This is a genomic window from Flavobacterium sp. B183 (genome assembly GCF_023539155.1).
Taxonomy (GTDB): domain Bacteria; phylum Bacteroidota; class Bacteroidia; order Flavobacteriales; family Flavobacteriaceae; genus Flavobacterium; species Flavobacterium tructae.
Genome location: NZ_CP097434.1, coordinates 3182748 through 3206992 on the forward strand (window position 1 = coordinate 3182748; position 24245 = coordinate 3206992).

General features: G+C 34.6%; 27 protein-coding genes. 14 read left to right on the top strand and 13 right to left on the bottom strand.

What is annotated here, in order from left to right:
- Nucleotides 1-109: 109 nt before the first annotated feature.
- Nucleotides 110-943: a 50S ribosomal protein L11 methyltransferase gene (prmA, locus tag M4I44_RS13515; RefSeq protein WP_017496581.1), complete on the bottom strand. Its 834-nt coding sequence runs from the start codon at nt 941-943 to the stop codon at nt 110-112.
- 114 nt (nt 944-1057) lie between these two features.
- Between prmA and M4I44_RS13520 the strand changes: the two genes are divergently transcribed.
- Nucleotides 1058-2194, top strand: coding sequence for a hypothetical protein (locus M4I44_RS13520; protein ID WP_249965010.1), 1137 nt, complete (start codon nt 1058-1060; stop codon nt 2192-2194).
- Complete coding sequence (locus tag M4I44_RS13525) at nt 2154-4493, top strand: hypothetical protein (protein WP_249965011.1); 2340 nt, start codon at nt 2154-2156, stop codon at nt 4491-4493. Before M4I44_RS13520 ends, M4I44_RS13525 begins: the two co-directional genes overlap by 41 nt.
- A 168-nt stretch (nt 4494-4661) precedes the next feature.
- On the opposite strand, the gene tpiA is transcribed toward M4I44_RS13525, so the two are convergent.
- The 4 genes from tpiA to M4I44_RS13545 form a co-directional block, all read right to left on the bottom strand.
- Nucleotides 4662-5414 (bottom strand): triose-phosphate isomerase, encoded by a 753-nt coding sequence (gene tpiA / locus M4I44_RS13530; protein WP_249965012.1) that lies wholly within the window; start codon nt 5412-5414, stop codon nt 4662-4664.
- Nucleotides 5415-5486: 72 nt separating this feature from the next.
- Nucleotides 5487-5981 (bottom strand): TlpA disulfide reductase family protein, encoded by a 495-nt coding sequence (locus M4I44_RS13535; RefSeq protein ID WP_017496585.1) that lies wholly within the window; start codon nt 5979-5981, stop codon nt 5487-5489.
- Between the two features lie 419 nt (nt 5982-6400).
- A complete protein-coding gene (locus M4I44_RS13540; protein ID WP_249965013.1) occupies nt 6401-7501 on the bottom strand; it encodes a BT_3928 family protein in 1101 nt (366 codons plus the stop codon).
- A gap of 90 nt (nt 7502-7591) precedes the next feature.
- Nucleotides 7592-8134 (bottom strand): DUF1599 domain-containing protein, encoded by a 543-nt coding sequence (locus M4I44_RS13545; RefSeq protein WP_017496588.1) that lies wholly within the window; start codon nt 8132-8134, stop codon nt 7592-7594.
- 318 nt (nt 8135-8452) lie between these two features.
- Here M4I44_RS13545 and folP point away from each other — a divergent pair, with 318 nt between their 5' ends.
- Together folP and M4I44_RS13555 are read left to right on the top strand one after the other, a co-directional pair.
- Nucleotides 8453-9277 (top strand): dihydropteroate synthase, encoded by an 825-nt coding sequence (folP, locus tag M4I44_RS13550; protein WP_249965014.1) that lies wholly within the window; start codon nt 8453-8455, stop codon nt 9275-9277.
- Between the two features lie 67 nt (nt 9278-9344).
- Nucleotides 9345-9992, top strand: coding sequence for a hypothetical protein (locus M4I44_RS13555; RefSeq protein ID WP_249965015.1), 648 nt, complete (start codon nt 9345-9347; stop codon nt 9990-9992).
- Between the two features lie 85 nt (nt 9993-10077).
- Here M4I44_RS13555 and rlmH read toward each other — a convergent pair whose 3' ends face one another.
- From rlmH to M4I44_RS13590, 7 genes are all read right to left on the bottom strand, one after another.
- A complete protein-coding gene (rlmH, locus tag M4I44_RS13560) occupies nt 10078-10551 on the bottom strand; it encodes a 23S rRNA (pseudouridine(1915)-N(3))-methyltransferase RlmH (protein ID WP_249965016.1) in 474 nt (157 codons plus the stop codon).
- 3 nt (nt 10552-10554) lie between these two features.
- The gene (locus M4I44_RS13565; RefSeq protein WP_017496593.1) at nt 10555-10863 is read right to left on the bottom strand and encodes an antibiotic biosynthesis monooxygenase; all 309 of its coding nucleotides are present in this window, start codon (nt 10861-10863) and stop codon (nt 10555-10557) included.
- An 88-nt stretch (nt 10864-10951) separates the two neighbouring features.
- Nucleotides 10952-12367 (bottom strand): adenosine deaminase, encoded by a 1416-nt coding sequence (locus tag M4I44_RS13570; protein WP_017496594.1) that lies wholly within the window; start codon nt 12365-12367, stop codon nt 10952-10954.
- Nucleotides 12368-12604: 237 nt separating this feature from the next.
- Nucleotides 12605-12889 carry a GNAT family N-acetyltransferase gene (locus M4I44_RS13575; protein ID WP_017496595.1) on the bottom strand — a complete coding sequence of 95 codons (285 nt, stop codon included), beginning with the start codon at nt 12887-12889 and terminating at the stop codon, nt 12605-12607.
- A gap of 6 nt (nt 12890-12895) precedes the next feature.
- Entirely contained in the window at nt 12896-13291 is a 396-nt protein-coding gene (locus tag M4I44_RS13580) for an OsmC family protein (RefSeq protein WP_017496596.1), read from the bottom strand.
- Nucleotides 13292-13293: 2 nt separating this feature from the next.
- Nucleotides 13294-14175 carry a pirin family protein gene (locus M4I44_RS13585; protein WP_249965017.1) on the bottom strand — a complete coding sequence of 294 codons (882 nt, stop codon included), beginning with the start codon at nt 14173-14175 and terminating at the stop codon, nt 13294-13296.
- A 372-nt stretch (nt 14176-14547) separates the two neighbouring features.
- On the bottom strand, nt 14548-15648 hold the full coding sequence (locus tag M4I44_RS13590) for a DNA alkylation repair protein (RefSeq protein WP_249965018.1): 1101 nt from the start codon (nt 15646-15648) through the stop codon (nt 14548-14550).
- Nucleotides 15649-15842: 194 nt separating this feature from the next.
- On the opposite strand from M4I44_RS13590, the gene nadC reads away from it, so the two are divergent.
- From nadC to priA, 7 genes are all read left to right on the top strand, one after another.
- Nucleotides 15843-16700, top strand: a complete 858-nt coding sequence (gene nadC, locus M4I44_RS13595) for a carboxylating nicotinate-nucleotide diphosphorylase (protein ID WP_249965019.1) — start codon at nt 15843-15845, stop codon at nt 16698-16700.
- Nucleotides 16701-16830: 130 nt separating this feature from the next.
- Nucleotides 16831-17754, top strand: coding sequence for a YihY/virulence factor BrkB family protein (locus M4I44_RS13600; RefSeq protein ID WP_249965020.1), 924 nt, complete (start codon nt 16831-16833; stop codon nt 17752-17754).
- 1 nt (nt 17755) lies between these two features.
- Nucleotides 17756-18187, top strand: coding sequence for a DUF2147 domain-containing protein (locus M4I44_RS13605; protein ID WP_070908556.1), 432 nt, complete (start codon nt 17756-17758; stop codon nt 18185-18187).
- Nucleotides 18188-18206: 19 nt separating this feature from the next.
- A complete protein-coding gene (bla-B1-FLAV, locus tag M4I44_RS13610; RefSeq protein ID WP_249965021.1) occupies nt 18207-18950 on the top strand; it encodes a subclass B1 metallo-beta-lactamase in 744 nt (247 codons plus the stop codon).
- An 86-nt stretch (nt 18951-19036) separates the two neighbouring features.
- The gene (locus M4I44_RS13615; protein ID WP_249965022.1) at nt 19037-19273 is read left to right on the top strand and encodes a hypothetical protein; all 237 of its coding nucleotides are present in this window, start codon (nt 19037-19039) and stop codon (nt 19271-19273) included.
- A complete protein-coding gene (locus M4I44_RS13620) occupies nt 19273-19677 on the top strand; it encodes a type II toxin-antitoxin system VapC family toxin (protein WP_017496603.1) in 405 nt (134 codons plus the stop codon). Before M4I44_RS13615 ends, M4I44_RS13620 begins: the two co-directional genes overlap by 1 nt.
- A 57-nt stretch (nt 19678-19734) precedes the next feature.
- Complete coding sequence (gene priA / locus M4I44_RS13625; protein ID WP_249965023.1) at nt 19735-22185, top strand: primosomal protein N'; 2451 nt, start codon at nt 19735-19737, stop codon at nt 22183-22185.
- A 1-nt stretch (nt 22186) separates the two neighbouring features.
- Here priA and M4I44_RS13630 read toward each other — a convergent pair whose 3' ends face one another.
- Nucleotides 22187-22885 (bottom strand): LytTR family DNA-binding domain-containing protein, encoded by a 699-nt coding sequence (locus tag M4I44_RS13630; RefSeq protein ID WP_026110001.1) that lies wholly within the window; start codon nt 22883-22885, stop codon nt 22187-22189.
- A gap of 177 nt (nt 22886-23062) precedes the next feature.
- On the opposite strand from M4I44_RS13630, the gene rpsF reads away from it, so the two are divergent.
- From rpsF to rplI, 3 genes are all read left to right on the top strand, one after another.
- Nucleotides 23063-23404, top strand: a complete 342-nt coding sequence (gene rpsF / locus M4I44_RS13635) for a 30S ribosomal protein S6 (protein WP_007810575.1) — start codon at nt 23063-23065, stop codon at nt 23402-23404.
- A 5-nt stretch (nt 23405-23409) separates the two neighbouring features.
- Nucleotides 23410-23706: a 30S ribosomal protein S18 gene (gene rpsR / locus M4I44_RS13640; RefSeq protein ID WP_002987043.1), complete on the top strand. Its 297-nt coding sequence runs from the start codon at nt 23410-23412 to the stop codon at nt 23704-23706.
- Nucleotides 23707-23774: 68 nt separating this feature from the next.
- A complete protein-coding gene (gene rplI, locus M4I44_RS13645) occupies nt 23775-24215 on the top strand; it encodes a 50S ribosomal protein L9 (RefSeq protein WP_070908551.1) in 441 nt (146 codons plus the stop codon).
- Nucleotides 24216-24245: the final 30 nt, after the last annotated feature.

The window sequence follows — 24245 nt, forward strand, 5'->3', positions numbered from 1 at the left end:
TTTTTGTACTGTTGTAATTACTAATTTTTTGGTCACAGCGTGCACAGATTGTATCGGAATTTAAAAGATCGATATCTGTGAACTATTTAATAAACAGATAATTAACTATCTAATTTACGTATTTTAATGAAACCCAGTTATTTCTTTGAAACTTTTTAACATATGTTAAACCTTTTTCGGTGCAGGAAGCATCGATAAAAGGAATGTCTTCTTCATAAAAACCGCTCAAAAGCAATATTCCTTTCGGATTTAAACAATCAACATAACTTTGCATATCGTTTAATAAGATATTTCGGTTGATGTTAGCAATGATTAAATCGTATTTTTTTCCGGCTAGTAAAGCTGCGTCGCCTTCATAAACGGAGATGTGCTGACAATTATTGCGTTCGGCATTTTCAATTGAGTTCAGGTAGCACCAGTTGTCAATGTCAATAGCGTCAATTGGCTGAGCACCTTTCATTTCGGCTAAAATGGCTAAAATGGCTGTTCCGCAACCCATGTCCAGTGTTTTTAAACCTTGAACATCGATTTCCAGTAAATGCTGAATCATCATGTGTGTAGTTTCATGATGACCTGTTCCGAAACTCATTTTTGGTTCGATTACAATATCAAATTCAGCGTTTGTTTTCTCATGAAAAGGAGCGCGAACATGGCATTTTCCGTCTACATCAATAGCCTCAAAATTCTTTTCCCATTCCTCATTCCAGTTGACCTGATCGATTTCCTCAATGGTATATTCGATTTTGAATTCTTCGGATTGTAAAATATAAATGTCGTCCAGAATATTCTCGTCCCATAAATCTTTTTTCACAAAAGCCGAAATTCCGTTCTCTGTTTCTGTAAAAGTCTCAAACGCTTTTTCGCCTAGTTCAGCAATTAAAATTTCAGAACCCGGTTCTTTTGGTTCAATTGTAAAATGGTACCCTAAATATATATTCGACATAAAAAAAATTTTTGCAAAGGTAAGAATCCAAAGCAAAAGTTGTTCATAAATAATCAATATCCTTACCTTAATTAATGTTAATTTTGATTGGAATTTGTAAGGATTTTTAAAAGTATGAAGAATATCATTTTTATTTTGCTCTTTGTGGTACTTAACGGAGCAACTTGTGAGAAAGAACATGAAGTGGTTCGATCGTTTTGTTATTGGAAAACCGATTTGAATTTCGAAAAGACAGAGGATTCGTTGATAAAAGACTTGAAGGTAAAACATTTGTACATTCGTTTTTTTGATGTAGACTGGAACCCGTATGCTAAAGAACCTTTGCCGGTTGCAACCCTTCACGATATCAGATTAAATGAAAGCAATCCTGAAATTACCCCCAGTATTTTCATTACCAATGAAGTAGTTTTGAAATCCGGAAAAAAGCAACTGGACAGTTTGGCTGTGAGAATTGCCAAACGTATTGAACAGATAGGATTGAAAATGAATGACTCAAAAGCCGAGAAAATAGCCAGTTCGATTGTGTATCCAAAAGATTATTACAAGCAGGAGAATCGTAAACAGTTGAATTATGATTCGGTAAAATCGAGTGAAATGGCAAAATTGAAAGTTGATTTTAAAGAAATCCTGATCGATTGTGACTGGTCGGAAAAATCAAAAGACAATTATTTTTACTTGTTAAAGCAAATCAAAAAGAGCTATCCTGCGACTGCGGTTTCGGCTACCATAAGACTCTGGCAGTACAAATATGCTTCAAAAGCAGGAATTCCACCTGTAGATAAAGGCTTGCTGATGTGTTACAATTTGAGAAAACCGGAAGATTTTACTACCAAAAATTCCATAGGAACCAGCGAAGAATTGGCACAATATATTACACACAACCAATACGGCTTAAAGCTTGATATTGCTCTGCCATTGTACAGCTGGGCAGTTGTTTTCAGAGGCAATCAGTTTAAGGGGATTTTATCCGATTATGACAGGGTTCAAAATGACACTGTTAAATTAAAAAAAGTATCAGACGCTAAATATATATTACAAGACGATATTTTAGTGGGACAGACTTATTTGAGAAACGGGGACGAAATCAGGATTGAGAAAATTTCTGAAGACGAACTTGACAAAATGATTTCGATCGTAAAAAGTAAAATTCCAATTGACAATCAGACCAAAGTGACGTTTTTCTCTTTCGATAAAAAATACATCAACGATTATGGAACCCAAAATATATCCGGTTATTATGCGCGTTTTTAGCCCTTTACTTTTTATTTTTAGTGTTCAAATCTCTTTGGCTTGTGGATGGAGTGTTTCGCCTGAGACCAGCAGACTGGCTTTGTTTAAAGCGCAAAGAGAAGGATTTTTTAAGCTGACACCTTTTTATTATTCCGCCGATAATTACTACTATACCAATACTGTTTCGGGAGCAGATCAGGAATTGAATTGTGCAGAGTGGAAGAAAAAACTGGGCAGTCAGGTCGATCCAAAAGACGTGCACGTTATTTTGTACGAAACGGATGCTGAGAAATTCGAAACCGCTTATGAAACGAAATCGCTGAAAAAAGTTTTTGATAAGAATACTTTCATTGAAGCCTTATTACTTTCAAAAAACAAAGCGCTTCTCAATTACATTTTGTTTGCGAAAAAACTAGAATACAACAGTAATCCTGATATAAAATGGGAGTCGTGGGGTAATATTGGTTATGACAGTAAAGATCATAAAATAGCGGATGTTAGCGATTTTGAAAAGAAAATCAGAACGGCAAAAGATTCTTTTTTAAAACAGCGTTATGCTTTTTTACTGTTGAGGTACAGTTTTTATGCCTCTGATAAGAATGAAGTGATTCGTTTGTACGATACTTATTTTGCAGAAAACAAAAACACGATCTTAGGCCCCTGGGCTTTGTATTATAAAGCTTTATGTGTTGAGGATTTAGCTTTACAGAATTATTTGCTGAGTAAAGTATTTGTTTCCTGTGAAGAGAAATCATTTGCAGTTTTGCAGCATTACAACTGGAAATTAACAGCAGAGACTTTGGCATTGGCTCAAAACGATGAAGAGCGCAGTGTGATTCTGGCCATTGAAGGCTTACGCAATCCGGCACCAGGTCTGAAAACCATTCAGGAAATTTATGAGTGGAGTCCGAATAGCTTGTATTTGAGTTTTTTGATCGGGAGGGAAGTGAACAAACTTGAAGATTGGATTTTTACACCCCAATACACCAATGACGGAACGCCTTCGGTTGTTTTTGACAGTACAGTCTGGTATGAAAACTATGCGAAAGCAAAGGAGGAGAATTTCAGGAAAGATATTTTGTATTTAAGGGAGTTGGAATATTATTTGATTTCCATCAGAGAGCAGACTTCGGGCGAGCAAAAGGACTATATCACAGCAGCGATTGCACAGCTTTGTTTTATAGGAGACGAAATTGATCTGGGAAAGAAATATACGGATATGATTTCAGAAAAAGCAAATTCTTCCATACAAATGCAAAAGAATATTCAGTTAGCATTGGTTTCTTTAAAGCAGGATGATTTGAAAAACAACGAAGTTCAAAATCAGCTTTTTAAATATTTTGATTCGGTTGAAAATCTGGTAGAGACCGATTTAGGTTTGTTTAAGAATTTATACAGTTTGTATCGCATCGCCGGCAAAGATTTTGCAGCAAAAGGCGATCGCGTAACAGCAGGTTTACTGGCGATGAAATCAGATATTAAAAATGAAGGAGAATACTCCGCTTACAATACGACTTATTTTTACAGTTATATCGGTTATTTTGATCGAAATAATGCAACCGAGGCAGATATAGATCGTTTGATAGCACTTCAGGAGAAAAAAGACAAAACGCCTTTTGAAAGGTATATCTGTTCAGGAACAATAGCGCCAAATGTCAATTATTATAAAGATCTGAAAGGAACGATTGCATTCCGAAATAATAATTTGGAGCTGGCTTACCAAACTTTTGCCAGTATGCCGAAGGATTTTTGGGAGAAAAATTATGCGTATAAAGATTTTTTAAACGAGAATCCGTTTACGCCCAAAATTCTGCAAAGAGATACAGAGCGAAAGTTCGACTATCGTTTCAATAAAGCCGATTTTATAGCGCAGTTGATTCAGCTGAAAAAACAAAACACAGCTACAAGCAATCTGAAACTGGCACATGCTTATTTTAATGTGTCGTATTTGGGTAATTCCTGGATGATGACTGCGTACGATTGGACATCGGGTGAATCGTATGTGGATTATGTGTATGGGGATAATTCAGAAAATGAAAAGAAATACCAAAATGGTAATTACTATAATTTAAGCATGGCCAAAATGTACTATGAGAAAGCCTTGAAAATGTCTAAAAATACAAATGAAAAAGCTCTGGCAAGTTTAATGATTTTTGAATGCAATTATTACAACCACTACGCCAATATTGTTTCTGCGGAGGAAGAAGAAAAGAACCCGTTTAAAGCAGGGCAGGAGCTGATTAATTTCTATTCGGTTTATAGAAAAACGACTGCTTTTCAAAAATACAATTGTCCTTTGTTAGAATCGTATCTTAAGTAATAGGGAGCAGACAGGTCATAAAAAAAGCGTTCGTAAAACCGAACGCTTTTTTTTATGAGGTACTGAGTTTCTAAGACTCTAATAATCTATTATTCTCAATGATTTAATTATTTGAAATGTCTAATAATCTAAAGATCTAATAATCTAAAGATCTAATAATCTAAAGATCTAGATAGCGGTAACAATTGCTAAAAAGTCATCCGCTTTTAAAGCTGCACCACCAATTAAGCCACCATCTACGTCTGGTTTAGAGAAGATTTCTTTAGCATTTTCAGGTTTAACAGAACCACCGTAAAGAATAGAAACTTCATCAGCGATAGCAGCTCCAAATGCTTTACGAACAACCTCTCTGATAAATTCGTGCATTTCCTGTGCTTGTTCCGGTGAAGCCGTTTCTCCTGTTCCGATTGCCCAAACCGGCTCGTAAGCCAAAACAATCTTAGACCATGATTCTTTTGCAATGTGGAATAATCCGTCACGCAATTGGTTTTCAACAATATTAAAGTGATTGTCAGACTGACGGTCTTTTAATTCCTCTCCAAAACAGAAAATTACAGTCATGTCATGTTTTAGAGCGGTGTCTACTTTATTTGCAATTAAGGCATCTGTTTCGTGAAAAATAGCTCTACGCTCAGAGTGACCCAGAATTACGGTATTTACACCCACACTGGTTAACATGTCAGCAGAAATTTCTCCTGTAAAAGCACCGCCTTCAGCCTGATGAACGTTTTGCGCTGCAACACCGATAGTGGTGTTTTTTAATTTAGCAGCTGCTGCCTGCAAGTTTATAAAAGTTGGTGCTACAATTACTTGTGCAGTAGTTTGTGCAGGTATTTTAGCGATTAATTCGTTTAATAATTCTTCAGTTTGTGCTGCGTTTTTATGCATTTTCCAGTTTCCTGCAACAATCTTTTTTCTCATTGTGGTAGTTTTTTATTTTTTGCTTTTATTTTATTCACGTTTATCATTGCAATTGCAATGCATATTGCGGTTTTATTTTAAACCTTTTAAGGTTTCATTGATTTTGTCAAAATCTTTTTCAATGGCACGATAGAGTACAATTTTCCCGGTTTTGTCTATAATGATGTATCTCGGAATCCAGTCTAAGTCAATTGCTTTTCCAAAAACACCTTTCATACCGTCGTTCATCATGAAATGATCGCCTTTTAATTCGTGTTTTTCAATTCCGGCTTTCCATTTGTCCGCAGTTTTGTCCGCAGAAAGGAATAAGTACGAAACAGTAGGGTTATTTGCTTGTAATTCTTTAAGCTGAGGCATTGCTTTTACACAGTCGCCACACCAGGAAGCCCAAACTTCGATTAACAAAGTTTTGCCTTTGTATTTTTTTAAAATGTTTTTGAAAGCAACCTGACTATCATCAGCTGCTAATAATTTTTCAGACAAAGCTTCTTTCGAAAAACTGGTTTTCTGAGCTTGTGAGCATGAAAAAGTGATAAATGCAATAAAGATTAGCGTTATTTGTTTCATAGTGGTAAATGATTTTGAACAAAGTTAAACAAACAAATGGAAAGCCAATCGGACATTAACAAAAATTGAAGACTCGTTTATTTTATCACAAATCAGCCAATTTCGGTTAAAAAAAGAGGAGTGAAATCGTAATAGTTGAGAGAATAAACTTCAAATTGGAATGAATTTTTAAAAGTAAATCTGCGAAAAAGCAAAAAAGAGAAATATTTTTTTGGGAACGATAAGTTTTTGGCGGGAAAAAAACGTCAGATTGACTTAAAAAAGAGTTTCTTGAAATACGTATTTAAAACGTATTAAAATGGAATCTGATATCGTTTTAATGAAGATATCTAAGAGGAGTAAAAAAATAAAGTCCGCAACGTTTTTATAACGTTGTGGACTTTGTTAAAATCTTGTAACCTTTCAGGTTGAATGCTATTTTATAATTTTAAATCGCTGATGTCGTTGTAATGTACTTTTTGAACCACAGTTCCATTTTGCAGTACTACAATACTTGGATTAGCTCTTTCGATTGTTTTTAGAGTAGTGGCATCACAGAAATAGAAGTCAACATCTAAGCCGTATTGTTTTTTAGCTTTTGTAATTTCATCAGGACCTGAAGCGGTCATTGCAATTACTTTATAACCTTTGGTTTTCGCCTCTTTGTTCAGTATTTCTAATTTTTTCATTCCCTCAGGATTAGACAATGTTAAATCATACGTTACAAACACCAATAATTTAGGCTCTTTCAATAATTCGTCTTTGTAATCAGAATCATCTTTAGTCATCGTAAAATCGTGAATTGGCGGTACATAACCTTCTGTAATTACTTTGTCTTTACGGTCTACAAACGTAGCACCTTCCGGAATGTTCATCAGGTCTTTTTCTGTAAACTCTTTATCAACACCATTTACTTTGTAGATGAAAATCATTTCAACCACAGATTTTGGTGCACCTTCCGGAATTTCCATTCCCTTCTCGATATTACTTCCTACTTTATACGGACGGAAATCTTTGATCGGATTATGGTTGAGTACCCAAACAGCCATAATAACACATAAAACGATACTTATCAAAGTAACAATATTCGTGACTGCTTTTGAAAATAAAGGTTTTACCAGTTTTTTATTGATGAACAGTATCAGAATAAAGAAAAGTAGAACAATATCTTTTGTAAAAGATTGCCAAGGGGTTAAGTGAAGTGCGTCTCCGAAACATCCACAGTCTTTAACTACATCAAAATAAGCAGAGTAGAAGGTAAGGAAAGTGAAGAAAACGATTAGCAGCAGCAAAGCCCAAATCGTAAGTTTTGATTTATATCCTACCAATAACATCACACCCAGAACTACTTCCAGAATTACTAAAAAGATGGCTAATCCTAAAGCCAATGGCTCCAGAAACGGCATGTTAAAAACCGGCTCACTGAAATACTCAGCTAATTTATAGGAGAAACCAACCGGATCGTTTAGTTTAATCAGTCCGGAAATAATAAAAAGTACTCCGACAAATAATCTGGAAAATTGGGTAATGATGTTTTTCATAAAAATAATGATTTTAAAATTCCAAAACTAAAATTCCAAATTCCAACTTTTCAATAAAATTTTGGGATTTGGTATTTTTAAAATTAAATTTTATTTAGTGATAGGGTTTAGGATTAAAGCAAAAACAGAATAATTAATCATATCCTGATAATTGGCATCGATGCCTTCAGATACTATAGTTTTTCCTTTATTGTCTTCAATTTGTTTTACGCGAAGTATTTTTTGCAGAATCAGATCCGTCAGAGAACTTACACGCATGTCACGCCAGGCTTCGCCATAATCATGATTTTTGGCTTCCATTAAGTCTTTGGTTCGTTTTACCTGAGCATCGTACAATTCAGTTGCTTTTTCAACATCTAAATCAGGCTGATCGACAACTCCAAGTTCTAACTGAATCAGTGCCATGATCGAATAATTGATGATTCCAATGAATTCGCCTTTTTCATCTTCGTCTATTTTACGGACTTCATTTTCCTGCAGACTTCTGATTCTTTGTGCTTTTATAAAAATCTGATCGGTTAAGGATGGCAATCTTAATATACGCCATGCACTGCCGTAATCTTTCATTTTATTAATAAACAAAGTACGGCAAACCGTAATTACATTATCAAATTCAAGGGAAGTATTCTTCATTTATTGCTGTATATTTGCTAAAAATTTCTTCAAAAATAGGGATAATATTAAAGAGTTTCAAGTTTCAGGTTTTCTTTGTTTCAAGTTTTTTCTAAACAAAGTGTTAATGCCCGATTTTGAAACTATAAAATATAAAGTTTCAGGTTTCAAGTTTCAGGTTGACGCAGATCGTATAGGTTTCTTAACTTGAAATCTGGGAAGAGTTTAAAAAAGTTTCAGGTTTCAAGTTGATACAGATTGTGTAAGTTCCGGAACTTGGAACCTGAAACTTGAAACAAAGAAAACGTGAAACCTGAAACAAAAATAACAAAACAAACCATGACAATTAATTGCAAAGGCCAGCTTATAGATTTATCGATTCCTAAAGTAATGGGGATTTTAAATGTGACACCCAATTCTTTTTTTGACGGCGGAAAATATAAAAATGAGGATGAAATAATTGATCAGGTTGGCAAAATGCTTTCTGAAGGCGCTGCATTTATTGATATTGGCGCTTATTCCAGTAAGCCGAGTGCAGAATTTGTATCAGAACAAGAGGAAATTGAACGAATTGTTCCTGTAATAGAGTTGATTTTAAAACATTTTCCAAAAGCTTTATTGTCAATTGATACTTTTAGAGCCGAAGTTGCCAAAGCAAGTATCGAAAGCGGTGCAGCCATTATAAACGACATTGCGGCAGGTGAACTTGACGATAAAATGTTCGAGGTGGTTGCTAAATACAATGTGCCATACATCATGATGCACATGCGAGGCAATCCGCAAACGATGCAGAGCCTCACACAATACGATGATATTGTAAAAGAGATGTTGTTTTATTTTTCTGAGAAAGTGAAACGTGCAAGAGCTTTAGGAATCAATGATTTGATTTTAGATCCGGGTTTCGGTTTTGCTAAAACGACCGATCAGAATTATGAAGTAATGCAAAAAATGGAGCTTTTTAATCTATTGGACTTGCCTGTTTTAGCTGGTGTTTCGAGAAAATCAATGATTTATAAAACGCTTGATATAACGCCACAGGAAGCTTTAAACGGAACAACGTTTTTAAATACTATTGCATTAACAAAAGGTGCTAAAATACTACGCGTTCACGATGTGAAGGAAGCGGTGGAATGTGTTAGTTTGTATAACAAATTGAATATTTAAGCGACAAGATTTGTCATTCCTCGGAATGACAACTTTGTGTGAATTTTATATATTAAAAAAATAAATTATGAAATACTTCTCTTTATTTATAATCTGTCTTTTATTCTCTTGTGGAAAAAAAGAGGACGTTTTACTTCCAAAATCGAACGTTACAATCGTAAAAGATGTGGAAGATCTTTCACCGATTTATATCTTCTTTAAAACCGAAGGAAAAGATACCATAGCCGATGTGAACCGAAAAAGCAGCATTATTTCAACCAATTGGATTTTTAATATTGACAAGCGTCTGCCTTTAAAATTGGTCATTCCGGAAGTAATGAAATTACAAGAGAAAAAGCGAGCTGACAGTGCCCATAAAAACGAAAATGCTGAAAATTATTATTCCTACGCTGATTCGATCGGAAAGAATCTTGCTTTTATACCTTTCACGAAAGTGTATTATAAAATGGAGATCGCCAATAACAGAAGCCAGTTGTATTTTAAAAAGAATGGAATGATACAATACAGCGGAAGAAAAACATATGATTTCCCTAAAAATGATTTGCCAAAGTTTTTAGACAGTTTAATCATAAATCCAAAGGCTGAGATTAAGTTTTCGTACGATAAAAACATGACTTTTGGAACGTATATTCAGTGTAAAATATTGGTAAAAACCATAGCTGATAAAAAGATCCCTTTTGTTTTTATAAACCAGGAAGAAGAGTTTGTGTTTTAGCTTTAGGCTGTAAGCAATAAGCAATAAGTTGTATTAGCTAAGAAGAGCAATTAACAATTAACAATTGATAATTAACAATTGATAATTATTGATGGTGATAAGGTTCGTTCCTTAAAATAGTAAATCCTCTATACAATTGTTCAATAAAAAACAAACGTACCATCTGGTGGGAAAACGTCATTAGCGAAAGCGAGATTTTGCCTTGTGCCTTACTGTATACCATATCTGAAAATCCATAAGGTCCACCAATTACGAAGACCAGAGTTTTGATTCCCGAATTCATTTTCTTTTGTAACTCTTCAGAAAAACCAACACTGGAGAAGTTTTTGCCGTTTTCGTCCAATAGAATCAGCTGATCCGTTGATGAGAGTTTCGACAGTATCAATTCACCTTCCTTTTCTTTTTGCTGACTTTCGGATAAATTCTTAACATTTTTGATGTCGGGAATAATTTCCAGATCAAATTTGATATAAAACGACAAACGTTTGATGTAATCGTCAATCAAAGTTTGAAGCGATTTGTTGTCTGTTTTGCCAATGGCGATAAGTTTGATATTCATTGCTTATTTTTTGTTTTCAAAAACCGTTTCAAAATGTTCTACAATCGGAAAAGGTTCGTAGTAGTGGTGTAAGATCTTTTTCCATTGCAGATAAGCCTCAGAGGTTCTAAAACCCACTGTATGATCTTCAAGAGTATTCCAATCTACCAATAAAAGATATTTGTTTTCGACTTCAAGGCATTTCTCTAAACGATGTCCTAAGTATCCGTTTATAGAGGAAATATATTGACTTGCTTTCGTAAAATCAGCTTCAAATTGTGAGGCTAATTCCGGTTTAACAAAAAGATATGCAGCTTCCAGAATCCTATTCATTATTATGATTTTATCCGCTTGATCCGCTAAATCTGCAAGAGTAAAATTTTCTCATGCAGATTAAGCTGATTCGGCAGATTTTTTTGTACTAGTTTTTAGAGAACTTCGCTTCGAAAGTTTTAAAACGGTTGTCCAGATCCTTAATCAATTGTTTTTTAACCGCTTCATCCTGAATAAAACTGTAGTTAATACTGTTGTATACGTATTTTTTTATCGTTGCATAGGAAACATCAGGGTATCTTTTGGCTAGTAAAACATATTGCTCTGTCATATTAGTTCTCAAAATTCCGGCATCGTCTGTACTAATTACAATTGGCACATTAAATTCTTTGTAAAGTGTAAACGGATGTCTGTTTTCCTTTACTTTCAAAATGAACTCGTTGCTCGTTAAGTTAATCTCGATTGGAATATTTTTTTGAGCCATGTGACGCAATAAATCATATGAATTTGCTTCGTACGCAATATCAACACCATGTCCAATTCTGTTGGCTCCGGCGATGTGAATAGCGTCGTTAATGTGCCAGGTTAATTCTTCCGGCTGAACCAGTCCTAAAGTCAGTTCGCCAGCATGAAGCGTATATTTTACAGCAGGAAACTTAGAATTACAGTATTTAAACATGACCATGTGCAACCAATAATCTTTCATGGAGTTTTCGCCATGTTCTGGCGAAACAATGTTTACACCTGCAACCAGTTTACTGTCGTTGGCAGAAATAAAGGCAATCGTCAGGTTTTTAAATAAATCTACAGGATCCATAAAACGAAGCACAAAATTTTGATAACGCATGGTAAAACGCTCGTCGTCAATTTTCAGATCCTTGTGCAGTTTGGCAATAAAATTTGTATTGAAGTCTGCAGCATATTTTTTGGCTTCTTTCTTTTGAAGTGATTGGTACAATTCGTCTAAAAGCTTTAGAGCTGCTTTTTCATCTTTTTGAGTCGCGGTCTGGCGAAGTTTTGCATTGAAATCAGCAAGGTCAGAAACATTCATATCACACGGAATCGTTGATAATTGAGTTTCAATATAACTTACATTTTCAGCCAGAGCACGTTTTTTTAATTCCAGCATTCCTTCGGCAAAATGGCCTTTAATAGTAGGTTCGAATTTTTGAAAAGAATCAAAAAACAAATCATCAGAAGGTACAGAACCATTATAATCTTTTGCAGACCAAGTTTGCATAACCTGTTGTTGGTAATGATCTAGTTTGCCATCCTTTTTTAGAGAAGAGAAGGTTTGCCAGTTTCCTTTTTCTGGTTTTGTTTTAGAAACTTCCATCGTTTCTAAATTCAAATAAAAATCTTCTGCAATAGCTCTTTCTAAAAGAGGTTCTGCATAAATCGATCCGGAAAAATGATGATGTAAATCGCCGCCTTTTGGCATTTGTTGGAAGAAAGCTGTGGAAAGCGCTTCGTTGTTTCTTATTTTTTCTAAATAACTGTCAGCCGTTTGAGAAAAGCCGATCTGTGCTATAAAAATACAGAAAAGTGTAATTATCCTTGTCATACTCTAAGTTTAAATTACATGCAAATATACGAGTTTCTGCCGAGATTTAAAAATTGATTTCGTTGTGTAGTCTTTTTTACCGCAAAAAGCATAAGGTTTTGTGATATGCTAAACTTACTATAAACGCAAAGTTCGCAACGTTTTACCTAAAAAAACTTTGCGAACTTTGCGTAATTCTTTGCGAGCCTTGCGGTTAAAAAAAACTTAGAACCTCAGTCCCTCAGCCTCTCAGCCCCTTTAAGAAAAAAGTACGTCGTGAATTTCCTCGACCTTATCAAAAACGCTTTTTGCAAAAGGACAAAGCGGGATAATTTTTAAATCGTTTTTTCGGGCGTATTCTACGGCGGCCATGACCAGTTTTTTACCGACACCTCTTCCGTTAAATTCCTCATTTACTTCGGTGTGGTCGATGATGAATTTTGAATCACCAGCCCAGGTATAAGTCATTTTTCCGGCTTGTTTTCCATCTTCTACAGCTTCAAAATAGCCTCTTCTTGTATCGTTTATTTGTTGAATTTCCATGATGTGTTATATTAGTGTGGTTTTTATTTCGATTGAATTTGTTAATGTTTTATGTATCGGACAGCTGTTGGCAATGGTTTCAAGACGTTGTCTTTGCTTGTCGTCGACCTCGCCGATAATTTCTATTTTTCTTGTAAACAAGGAGATTTTTTGGTCGAGATCTCTTTCAAAGTCAACTTTGATATTGATTTCGGTAACCTCCCATTGTTTGCGATTGATATACATGCGAAGTGTGATCAAAGTACAGGAGGCTAGAGAAGAGGCTAGCAATTCTGACGGACTAAATCCTAAGTTTTTGCCTCCCATTTCTTGAGGTTCGTCGGCAATTACAATATTTCCGCTGGCAGATGTGATCTCCGTGCGATACAAACGGGTGTCGATTTGTGCTGATAGTGTATCCATAGTTATCTCATTTTAGGATCAGGTAAAGGAACAAATTCAGTTTCGCCCGGAACCTTAGGAAAAGTCTGTTCTGTCCAGTCTTTTTTAGCTTTTTCTATTCGGTTTTTATCAGAGGAAACAAAATTCCAAAAGATAAAATGTTCTTCCGGGAAGGGCTGTCCTCCAAAAATATAAACTGTTGTGTTTTCGGCTATTTCGAACTCGCATAAAGTACTGTCGTTGGTAATCAGAATTTGTTTCGGATCGTAAACATGTTCTCCACTTTTAATACTTCCTTCGAGAATGTACAAACCGCTTTCGCCAAAAAGATCTTTTCCAATGTTGATTTTTCTGGCTTCGGTGCTTTTGATTTCGATAAAATAAAGCGGACTATATACAGGAACAGGTGATTTTTTGCCAAATGCTTCTCCCGCGATTAATTTATACGAAACACCATTTTCTTCCCAGCTCGGAATGTCACTGGCTTCCACATGTGTAAAGTTCGGATCCATTTCTTCCAGTTCTTTAGGTAATGCCACCCAAATTTGAAGACCGTGAAGCATCTTGTCAGAATGTCTTAAATATTCAGGCGTTCGCTCTGAATGTACGATCCCTTTTCCGGCTGTCATCCAGTTTACGGCACCTGGTTTTATTTCCAGTTCGGTACCCAGACTGTCGCGGTGCATAATGCTGCCTTCAAATAAAAAAGTCAAAGTAGAAAGTCCGATGTGCGGATGCGGAGGAACATCCATATTTTGATACTGATTTAAATGTGCCGGACCCATATGGTCGATAAATACAAACGGACCAACGGCTCTTTTTTCACGGAAAGGCAATAGACGACCTACCATAAAGTTGCCAATATTGGCAGCGCGTTCTTCGATGATTAAACTGATATTTGACATGTTCTTTGTTTTAGTTGAAAGCAAAATTACAGCTGTAGTCACAATCTGTAACTTAATTTAGATTAAGAAAGTTTGTTTTTGGTATTCTTTATAAAAGTAAGGAATAGAATTAAAAAGATTTGATTTGAATTGAAAAAGAACACCAATTACACCAATTTTCACGAACTAATTTTGTATAATGATTGAACACATAGAAACATAGAACCCTAAATTGAATGCGGAGGAAGGTTCAAGAAAATCAAGTTTTTTTTCACAAAACGATGAGTCTTATTTAAAATGAAATGACTTTATATGTACAATCAAAAACTATGTTTCTATGTGTTAAAAAATTACTCAATCAATTTGTGTTAATTTGTGTAATTCGTGTTTTAACTATTCAATCAATTCAAAATCGAGGGTTTCGCTTTCTGTTCCATTGATAATAATAGACAACTGATGTTTTCCGGTATGAAAAACACGTGTTGTAATGATTTTAAATGACTGATTTCGCTCTACTTTAATGGTTTCATTGGGCTGATAAACCTTCTCACTAATTTTAAAGACTTTTTTTGCCAGATGTCCTTTCGCTTTTTTATAATGAACGGCATATTCTAAACGAATCGTTTTCGGTTCATTATTTTTATTGTTCAGATAAAAGTGAAACTGCAGATAATCTCCAATTTTTACAATTGGTGTCTTGATTTCAAAAAAAGAAAGTTCAATATTAGCATTGTTCAGACCATAATGATGCAGAATTTCTGGATGTCCCTGTTTTAATAAAGTACGACAGCCATGTTTGATGATTCCATCCGTTTCTTTGCTGTGGCCTTTCCATTTACGGGCAATTTCCAAGACGATTTGCGGATTGTCTTTTACAATATCGTTTAGATTATTGGCGACACTTCGACGCACATATTCTGAAGGATCGTTTTTTAAATTCTCTAAAATTGGCAGAATAGAGTCAGGGTCTTTTTTTAAGTACGGAATCGCCATTGCCCAGGGTAATCTTGGTCGGCTACCTTCACTGGCCAATCTGCGAACATGATGATTTTCATGCAGAGACCATTTGGTCATTTCATCAATCATCTGTTCTTTGTATTTTAAAATGAAAGGACGAACAGCAAATTCGCAGCTTATAAATTGAGTGATAGAAACAAAGGCTTTCGCAGAAGTTTTAAAATCATCCAGGCCGTACATTTCGATATAATCAGCAAAAAATATAAATGCCAGATTACTATCGGTAAAACTGTTTTTCTTTAAGTTTTCAATTATTTTGTCCAGTAAAGAAGTAGCTTCCGGGAAATTTTTAGGCATAAACTGATGTAAAACAACGGTGGTGTGTTTCATGCGGTCTTTCCATTCTTTTTGGCTAAAATCGCCTTCATAAATGGCTGCAATAAATTTTTGTTTGTCAAATGTCGGATGTACTTCCGCGACAGTCTGACCAAATTGTTCGTAGAAAGAAACGGAGTAAATGTCTTTAATTAATCCCATGATTTTGTTTGAATGAACCTCAAAGATATTTAATGTTTGTTAATTATTTAAGCTGGTAAAAGATTAAGTTTAGTTAAGAGTTTAATCTTTATTTTTCTCTATCTTCGGCTAATTTCTCAATTTTAAAATCAAAGCGAAGCTTTTAAATCCACAAAATATGTCCTACTTTAGCATCATATAAAAATTTTAGGAAAATGATTAGCGAAGAACAGTTTCAAAGCGAATTACAATTATTAATCAGCAATGCCATTCGGGAAGATGTAGGCACGGGAGATTACAGCTCGCTGGCTTGTATTCCGGACACGGCGCACGGGCAGGCTAAATTACTGGTGAAAGATCAGGGAATTATTGCCGGTGTTGCATTGGCGAAAATGATTTTTGAATACGTAGATCCGAAATTAAAAATGAAAGTTTTTATAGAAGACGGAACTCATGTAGAATATGGTGATGTAGTTTTTGAAGTTTCAGGAAGTTCTCAGTCCATTTTAAAAGCAGAGAGAGTGGTTTTGAACAGTATGCAGCGTATGTCGGCCATTGCGACCAAAACAGATTACTATGTGCAGCTATTGGACGGAACCGGAGCTAAAATCTTAGATACCCGTAAAACGACTCCAAATTTCAGAGTTGCCGAAAAATGGGCTGTCAAAATTGGAGGAGGAGAAAACCATCGTTTTGCATTGTACGATATGGTCATGCTGAAAGACAATCATATTGATTTTGCAGGAGGAATTACACTTGCAATCAAGAAAACCAAAGAGTATTTAAAAGAGAATAATTTAGATTTGAAAATTATTGTCGAGGCCAGAAATTTAGATGAGATTCGCGAAATTTTATTAAGTGAAGGCGTTCACAGAATTCTAATCGATAATTTTAATTATGAAGATACTAGAACAGCAGTGCAATTAATAGGTAATAAATGCCAGACGGAATCTTCGGGTAATATTAATGAAAAAACAATTCGTGAATACGGACTCTGTGGTGTCAATTACATTTCATCAGGAGCACTAACGCACTCTGTTTATAACATGGATTTAAGTTTGAAGGCTTTTTAAATGAAATGTGAGTTGTAAGATGTGGGAATTAGCTATGAATAAAGACTAAAGAAAAACATAGTTAGTAAAGATCTAAAATTTACATGTTATATTCGAATAATCTAAATATCTAACAATCTAAAAATTAAAGATGTCAAAAGAGATAGAAGAACGGATTGAGAAAGTTCCCGTGGTACGATCTGTAGTTCGTTTTTTCAAGAGAATAAAATTGCCCTGGCTTGAAGGTTTTTCGTTATACGATTTGCTTGAAATGTATACCATCGGTATTATTGAAGGAGCATTTTCGTATCATGCGAGTGCTGTTTCGTTCAGCTTCTTTATGGCCTTATTTCCTTTTGCATTATTTATTTTAAACTTAATTCCCTTTATTCCTATTGAAGGATTTCAGCAGGATTTTTTGCAGTTTGTACAACAGGGAGTTCCTCCGAATACTTACGAGGCGATCAGTAAGATTATAAGAGATATTTTAAACAACAGTCACTCCGGTTTATTGTCGTCGGGATTTTTGCTTTCGATATTTTTAATGGCAAATGGTATTAACGGTATTCTGAGCGGTTTCGAATCCTCGAAACATGTCTTTGATAAGCGCGGTTTTCTGAATCAGTATTTGGTGGCGCTGGCAATTTCACTCATCATGACTATTATATTGTTTGTAACAGTAGCGACAATTGTTGTTTTTGAGGTATTTATTCAAAAAACAATTATTCAGGATGTGTTAAGCGATCGCATTCCGTTGATTATTTTGGGGCGATATTTGTTCGTTGTTTTAATGATTCTGATAACCTCTTCACTATTATTGCGTTATGGTACGAGGCAATATAATAAAGTGCCTTTTATAAGTATTGGGTCTGTTTTTACAACTATTTTAATTGTGATATCTTCATTCTTTTTTGGGATTTGGGTTATAAAATTCTCAAAATATAACGAACTTTATGGTTCGATAGGTACATTATTAATTCTAATGTTTTATATTTGGATAAACTGTATGATTCTGCTTTTGGGATTTGAACTGAATGCCACTATCAGAAAATTAAAACAAAAAAAAAATAAATAAGATGAAAAATTGGATGTTAACGATTGGTGTTTTTTTTCTAACATTAGGCACGATTCAGGGCCAGGGTGTAATTGGAAAATGGAAAACAGTTGATGATGAAACCGGTGAAGCTAAATCGATTGTAGAGATTTATGAAAAATCCGGTAAAGTGTATGGCAAAATTGTAGAAATACTTCGCGAAAACCACAAAAAAGACTTATGTACTAAATGTGACGGAGCGGATAAAAACAAACCAATTTTGGGTATGGTTATCATCAATGGACTTAAAAAAGACGGTTCTGAATACAGTGGAGGAACCATTTTAGATCCAACAAACGGAAAAAAATACAAATGTTATATTGCATTAGAATCAGCAGATAAACTAAAACTTCGTGGTTATGTTGGTATTTCTATCATGGGAAGAACACAATACTGGAGCAGAGTGAAGAATTAATTTTATAAAAAATAATAAAATGCGAAAATTAGCATTGATAGCTTTATTTCTGATACAGCTATCCCATAGTTTTGCACAATCTAAGAATTCGCCATTACAAATAAGTCATCTTACGGGTGACTTTTATGTTTATAAGACGTTTCACGATTATAATGGTACGCTGATTTCAGCCAATGCCATGTATTTGGTTACAGATAAAGGAGTTGTGCTGTTTGACGCTCCTTGGGATAAAACACAATTTCAGCCTTTGCTGGACAGTATTAAAGCAAGACATCATAAAGAAGTTGTGATGCACTTTGCCACGCACTCACACGAAGACAGGGCAGGTGGTCTGGATTTCTACCGTAAAAAAGGAATTAAAACTTATACAATAAAAGCAACAGATCAGATTCTGGAGAAAAATAAGGAAGCAAGAGCTGAGTTTGTTATTCCAGATGACACCTTGTTTACAGTGGGTAAATATACTTTTGAAGTGTATTACCCAGGAAAAGGACACGCTTCAGATAATATTGTGGTTTGGTTCAATAAGCAAAAAGTACTTTACGGAGGTTGTTTTGTTAAAAGTGTCGAAGCAAAAGATTTGGGCTATCTTGGAGATGCAGATGTTAAAGAATGGCAGAAATCTATTCTGAAAGTACAGTCGAAGTTTAAAAACCCAAAATACATTGTTACAGGTCATGATGATTTGAAAGATTTGACCTCTTTGAAGCATACATTAAAACTGGTTAAGGAATACAATGCGGCAAAGCCTTCTGGTAAGTAATACTTTTTTAGAATAGATTGCAAATTGTTGTAGTTGTAAAAAGCTTAACTTTGTCTATTATATGAAATAATTAAACTTGAAATAAGATGACTGTTACGGATAAAAATTTACTTGAGACCTACTCAAATTTATTTGAAGGATTGAGCTTTTCTAATAAAATAGAGTTAATAGAGAGATTGACGAAGTCTATAAAAGGAGCTAAATCTAAAGAAAGTAATTTTTATAAATCTTTTGGAGCATTTAAATCTGAAAAATCTGCTGAGGAAATTGTTTCTGATATTAAATCTAATAGAAGCTTTACAAATAAAGAAATTAAGTTTTAATGAGATATTTACTTGATACAAGTACATGTGTTTTCTTTCTTAGAGGAAAGCTTAATCTTGATGTAATGGTAAAAAAAGTAGGTTTGGAAAATTGTTACATTTCTGAAATAACAGTTGCTGAACTTCGTTTTGGCGCAGAAAATAGTGATGATCCAGTGAAATCTAATAAAGCCGTCGATAATTTTTTAAATGGATTAACAATAATTCCAATTTTTGGTTCTATTAAAAGATATGCTATGGAGAAAGTCAGACTCCGAAAAATTGGGAAACCAATTAATGATGAATTTGATCTTTTAATTGGGGTGACAGCAATTGAAAATCAATTAACACTTGTAACTGATAATATTAAGGATTTTAAGATGTTGGATGGAATTCAAATTGAAAATTGGTTTGAAAGAAGTTAAATATTTTTCTTTTTGTCACTGTTTAGTTTTGTTTTAAAGTTTCTATAAAATATCCACATGTTTTTTATTGAAGTCGTTTTACCGCTTTCATTAGCTAAAACTTTTACCTATCGTGTTTCTGAGGCTGAATTCCATTTTATTAAAAAAGGAATGCGGGTTGCGGTGCCATTTGGTAAAAATAAAATTTATACGGCATTGGTTATTGAGCTGCATCAAAACGAACCGGGTTTGTATGAAGCCAAAGAAATTCATCAGATATTAGATGAAAAACCAATCGCAACCGAAGTTCAGATCAAGCACTGGCTTTGGGTGGCGAATTATTATATGTGTGCGATCGGTGATGTTTATCGAGGTGCTTTTCCGAGTGGTCTGTTGTTAGAGAGTGAAACGGTTGTTTCGTATAAAACTGATGCGGAGGTAAATCAGGACGAACTTTCTGATGATGAATATTTAGTCTATGAAGCTCTACAACAGCAAAGTTCTTTAAGAATTCAGGAAATTATTTCGATGCTGAATAAGAAAAATATTCTTCCTGTTCTTCAAAAAATGATTGCCCGAAATATTATTGTTTTGGAAGAAGAAATTAAAGAAGGATATAAACCAAAATTGGTTCGATATGTGAAGCTGCATGCTAAATATGAATCCGATAATGGTTTGGGAGAATTGTTGGAAGTTCTAAAAAACGCCAACAAGCAAAAGGAATTGGTGTTGGCGTATTTTCAAATTATGGCCTCTGAAAAGAAACCAATCACTGTAAAAAAGTTGGTTGAGGTTTCAAATTCTACTTCGGCTGCCGTAAAAGCTTTGATTGATAAAGAGATTTTTGAAGAGTACCTTTTACAGCAGGACAGAGTTTTGTTTACAGGGCGAACAACAGACGATCAATTGTTGTTAAGTGAAGCGCAGACAAGGGCTTTTACAGCTATTAAAGAGAGTCTCTCAGAGAAAGAAGTATGTTTGTTGCATGGAGTTACCTCAAGTGGTAAAACAGAGATTTATATCAAACTGATTGAAGAATATCTGGAAACGGGAAGACAGGTTCTTTATTTGCTTCCCGAAATCGCTTTAACGACACAATTAGTTTCAAGATTAAGGCTTTATTTTGGGGGTAAAGTAGCTGTTTTTCATTCGAAATACAGTAATAATGAAAGAGTTGAGGTTTGGAAGCAGACTCTTGAAAATTCAGAGAAAGCGCAAATTGTAATAGGAGCAAGGTCGGCTTTGTTTTTGCCTTTTGACAATTTAGGTTTATTGATTGTAGACGAAGAGCACGAACAGACTTTTAAGCAAACAGATCCTGCGCCACGTTATCATGCCAGAGATGCGGCAATTGTTTTGGCTAATTTTCATAAAGCAAAAGTACTGTTGGGGTCGGCGACACCAAGTATTGAAACCTATTTTAATGCACAGGCCGATAAGTATGGTTTGGTATCGCTTACGGAACGTTATAATAATGTTCGAATGCCTGAAATTCTTTTAGTGGATTTGAAAGACAAGCATTTCAGGAAAAGAATGACGGGTCATTTTAGTGATCTTTTAATAGAAGAAATAGGAGAGGCTTTGTCTTTGGGAGAGCAAATTATTTTGTTCCAGAACCGACGAGGGTATTCACCTATAATTGAATGTATGACCTGTGGTCATGTGCCGCATTGCCAGCAGTGTGATGTGAGTCTGACTTTTCATAAGCATAAAAATCAGTTGCGTTGTCACTATTGTGGTTATTCGATTGCAAAACCAACACATTGTCATAGCTGTTCGAGTATCGATTTGACGACTAAAGGATTCGGTACAGAACAAATCGAACAGGAGCTGATTACACTTTTTCCCAAAGCCAAAACCGGTCGAATGGATCAGGATACGACTCGTGGTAAATTTGGTTTCGAAAAAATAATAGATTCTTTTAAAAATCGTGAAATTGATATTTTGGTCGGTACGCAAATGCTGGCGAAAGGATTGGATTTTGATAACGTAAGTTTGGTTGGAATTATGAATGCGGATAATATGTTGCATCATCCCGATTTTAGGGCCTTTGAACGCAGTTATCAAATGATGACACAAGTTGCGGGGAGAGCCGGTAGATCTGAAAAACAAGGGAAAGTGGTGATTCAAACCTATAATCCGAATCACAATACAATTCAGCAGGTAACCAATCATAATTATATAGGTATGTATAAGGAGCAATTGTATGATCGCCAGATTTACAGATACCCACCTTATTTCAGAATTATAAAACTGACTTTAAAGCATCGTGATTTCGATAAATTGAAGGAAGGTTCGATGTGGCTGTATCAGGTTTTGAGTCAAAATTTGAATATGCCTGTACTGGGGCCGGAAGAACCAGCGATCAGTAGGATCAGAAATGAGTATATCCGAACGATTTTGATTAAGATTCCGCAGAACCAGCATTTGGTTAATACGAAAAAAACTATTCAGAAGATGCTGAATAGTTTTGAGGCTGTTGCTCAGTACAGAGCTATAAAAGTTATTGCCAATGTTGACTTCTATTAAATTAAGAAGAAGTGGAGAGTGCTTTTACCAGATCTTCTTTTTTGTTTCGACTAAGAGGAATTTTGGTAATGCCAATCTCAGCAAATTTACTGTTAAAGCGTTCTACTTTATCAATGTTAATGATATAGGACTTGTGCACACGAATGAATTTGTCTTTTGACAGATCATTTTCAAAAGATTTCATGGTCGAAAGCACCAGATTACTGTCGTCTTCGGTAACCACTCTTACATAATCACCAAAAGCTTCAATCCATTTGATTTTTGCAGTGAATATTTTGAGTTTTTTCAGATTACTTTTGATAAATATATGTTCGCCTTCTTCTTCTTTGATGTCCTTTTTTAGTAAATGCATATCAATGGCTCTTTTTACAGAGGCATTAAAACGATCTACCGCAATAGGTTTCTGAAGGTAATCCGTAGCGTCATAATCGAAAGCTTTTAAAGCATATTCTGCTTTAGAAGTGATAAATATAATTTGTGGCTTAGATTTTAGTCCGTCAAGAAAATCAAACCCATTAATAACGGGCATTTCTATATCAAGAAAAATTAAGTCAATATTATTTAGAGAGATACAGCTTTTTGCCTCTATTGCATTTGAAAAATCCCCGATTAAATGCAAACCTGGGTGATTATTAACTAATTTTGCAATAATAGTTCTTTGTATAGAACTATCATCTACAACAACACAGTTTAGCTTCATAACATAAAAATTTAGAATAAATTCAGGATAGCAATAGTAAATGTATTCTTTTTTTAAGAAAAAAACTAAAATTGGCATGTATTTTTTGCTGTACAACGAATAAAAGTAAAAAAGTGTTGTATATTTAAATTTTATGGTTACTTTTGCACCCAATTTTAACAAATAAATATATTGTTTATGAATCATTATGAAACTGTTTTCATTTTAAATCCCGTTTTATCTGAAGTTCAGGTGAAGGAAACAGTAACGAAATTTGAAGAATTTCTTACTAGTAGAGGAGCTGAAATGGTATCGAAAGAGGATTGGGGTCTTAAAAAAATGGCTTACGAAATCCAAAACAAAAAAAGTGGTTTTTATCACTTATTCGAATTCAAAGTAGCTGGAGAAGTTCTAATTGCTTTTGAAACTGAATTCAGACGTGACGAAAGAGTTATGCGTTTCTTAACTGTAAGTTTAGACAAACATGCTATTTCATGGGCGGAAAGAAGAAGAGCTAAATTAAAATCTACTAAAGCGTAATTATTATGTCTACAATCGAGCAATCTGCAAAAGGAAAAAAAGACGGAGATATCAGATATTTAACGCCTTTAAACATTGAAACTAACAAAACTAAAAAGTACTGTCGTTTCAAAAAATCAGGAATCAAATACATCGATTATAAAGATGCTGATTTCTTATTGAAATTCGTTAATGAGCAAGGAAAAATTCTTCCTCGTCGTTTAACAGGAACTTCATTAAAATACCAAAGAAAAGTGTCTGTAGCTGTAAAAAGAGCTCGTCACTTAGCTTTAATGCCATACGTGGCCGATTTATTAAAATAGTATAAAAAAAATCTAGTCGCTGGTTTCTGTTTAATCAGAACCTAACTTCTAAAAATAAGGACAACAACATGGAAATTATTTTAAAACAAGACGTACAAAACTTAGGATTTAAAGATGATGTAGTATCTGTAAAACCTGGTTATGGTCGTAACTTTTTAATTCCTCAAGGTTTTGCTACTTTAGCAACTCCTTCTGCTAAAAAAGTTTTAGCTGAAAACCTAAAACAAAGAGCACATAAAGAAGCTAAAGTGGTTGCTGATGCTAAAGCATTAGCTGAAACTTTAAAAGCTCTTGAAATTAAACTTACTGCAAAAGCTGGTGGAGAGAAACTTTTTGGTTCTATCACAAACATCGACATTGCTGAAGCTTTAGAGAAATCAGGTAACGCTATTGATAGAAAATTCATCACTAGTGGTATCGTAAAACGTACTGGAAAATATACAGCTAGCATCCGTTTACACAGAGATGTTATTGTAGAATTAGCATACGAGATTATCGCTGAAAAATAACATTTTGTTAACTTCTTGTTAATAAAATAT

What these genes read in the sequence shown, in the direction of transcription:
- prmA (WP_017496581.1), bottom strand. Translation starts at nt 943, where the DNA reads ATGTCGAATATATATTTAGGGTACCATTTTACAATTGAACCAAAAGAA.
- M4I44_RS13520 (WP_249965010.1), top strand. Translation starts at nt 1,058, where the DNA reads ATGAAGAATATCATTTTTATTTTGCTCTTTGTGGTACTTAACGGAGCA.
- M4I44_RS13525 (WP_249965011.1), top strand. Translation starts at nt 2,154, where the DNA reads ATGGAACCCAAAATATATCCGGTTATTATGCGCGTTTTTAGCCCTTTA.
- tpiA (WP_249965012.1), bottom strand. Translation starts at nt 5,414, where the DNA reads ATGAGAAAAAAGATTGTTGCAGGAAACTGGAAAATGCATAAAAACGCA.
- M4I44_RS13535 (WP_017496585.1), bottom strand. Translation starts at nt 5,981, where the DNA reads ATGAAACAAATAACGCTAATCTTTATTGCATTTATCACTTTTTCATGC.
- M4I44_RS13540 (WP_249965013.1), bottom strand. Translation starts at nt 7,501, where the DNA reads ATGAAAAACATCATTACCCAATTTTCCAGATTATTTGTCGGAGTACTT.
- M4I44_RS13545 (WP_017496588.1), bottom strand. Translation starts at nt 8,134, where the DNA reads ATGAAGAATACTTCCCTTGAATTTGATAATGTAATTACGGTTTGCCGT.
- folP (WP_249965014.1), top strand. Translation starts at nt 8,453, where the DNA reads ATGACAATTAATTGCAAAGGCCAGCTTATAGATTTATCGATTCCTAAA.
- M4I44_RS13555 (WP_249965015.1), top strand. Translation starts at nt 9,345, where the DNA reads ATGAAATACTTCTCTTTATTTATAATCTGTCTTTTATTCTCTTGTGGA.
- rlmH (WP_249965016.1), bottom strand. Translation starts at nt 10,551, where the DNA reads ATGAATATCAAACTTATCGCCATTGGCAAAACAGACAACAAATCGCTT.
- M4I44_RS13565 (WP_017496593.1), bottom strand. Translation starts at nt 10,863, where the DNA reads ATGAATAGGATTCTGGAAGCTGCATATCTTTTTGTTAAACCGGAATTA.
- M4I44_RS13570 (WP_017496594.1), bottom strand. Translation starts at nt 12,367, where the DNA reads ATGACAAGGATAATTACACTTTTCTGTATTTTTATAGCACAGATCGGC.
- M4I44_RS13575 (WP_017496595.1), bottom strand. Translation starts at nt 12,889, where the DNA reads ATGGAAATTCAACAAATAAACGATACAAGAAGAGGCTATTTTGAAGCT.
- M4I44_RS13580 (WP_017496596.1), bottom strand. Translation starts at nt 13,291, where the DNA reads ATGGATACACTATCAGCACAAATCGACACCCGTTTGTATCGCACGGAG.
- M4I44_RS13585 (WP_249965017.1), bottom strand. Translation starts at nt 14,175, where the DNA reads ATGTCAAATATCAGTTTAATCATCGAAGAACGCGCTGCCAATATTGGC.
- M4I44_RS13590 (WP_249965018.1), bottom strand. Translation starts at nt 15,648, where the DNA reads ATGGGATTAATTAAAGACATTTACTCCGTTTCTTTCTACGAACAATTT.
- nadC (WP_249965019.1), top strand. Translation starts at nt 15,843, where the DNA reads ATGATTAGCGAAGAACAGTTTCAAAGCGAATTACAATTATTAATCAGC.
- M4I44_RS13600 (WP_249965020.1), top strand. Translation starts at nt 16,831, where the DNA reads ATGTCAAAAGAGATAGAAGAACGGATTGAGAAAGTTCCCGTGGTACGA.
- M4I44_RS13605 (WP_070908556.1), top strand. Translation starts at nt 17,756, where the DNA reads ATGAAAAATTGGATGTTAACGATTGGTGTTTTTTTTCTAACATTAGGC.
- bla-B1-FLAV (WP_249965021.1), top strand. Translation starts at nt 18,207, where the DNA reads ATGCGAAAATTAGCATTGATAGCTTTATTTCTGATACAGCTATCCCAT.
- M4I44_RS13615 (WP_249965022.1), top strand. Translation starts at nt 19,037, where the DNA reads ATGACTGTTACGGATAAAAATTTACTTGAGACCTACTCAAATTTATTT.
- M4I44_RS13620 (WP_017496603.1), top strand. Translation starts at nt 19,273, where the DNA reads ATGAGATATTTACTTGATACAAGTACATGTGTTTTCTTTCTTAGAGGA.
- priA (WP_249965023.1), top strand. Translation starts at nt 19,735, where the DNA reads ATGTTTTTTATTGAAGTCGTTTTACCGCTTTCATTAGCTAAAACTTTT.
- M4I44_RS13630 (WP_026110001.1), bottom strand. Translation starts at nt 22,885, where the DNA reads ATGAAGCTAAACTGTGTTGTTGTAGATGATAGTTCTATACAAAGAACT.
- rpsF (WP_007810575.1), top strand. Translation starts at nt 23,063, where the DNA reads ATGAATCATTATGAAACTGTTTTCATTTTAAATCCCGTTTTATCTGAA.
- rpsR (WP_002987043.1), top strand. Translation starts at nt 23,410, where the DNA reads ATGTCTACAATCGAGCAATCTGCAAAAGGAAAAAAAGACGGAGATATC.
- rplI (WP_070908551.1), top strand. Translation starts at nt 23,775, where the DNA reads ATGGAAATTATTTTAAAACAAGACGTACAAAACTTAGGATTTAAAGAT.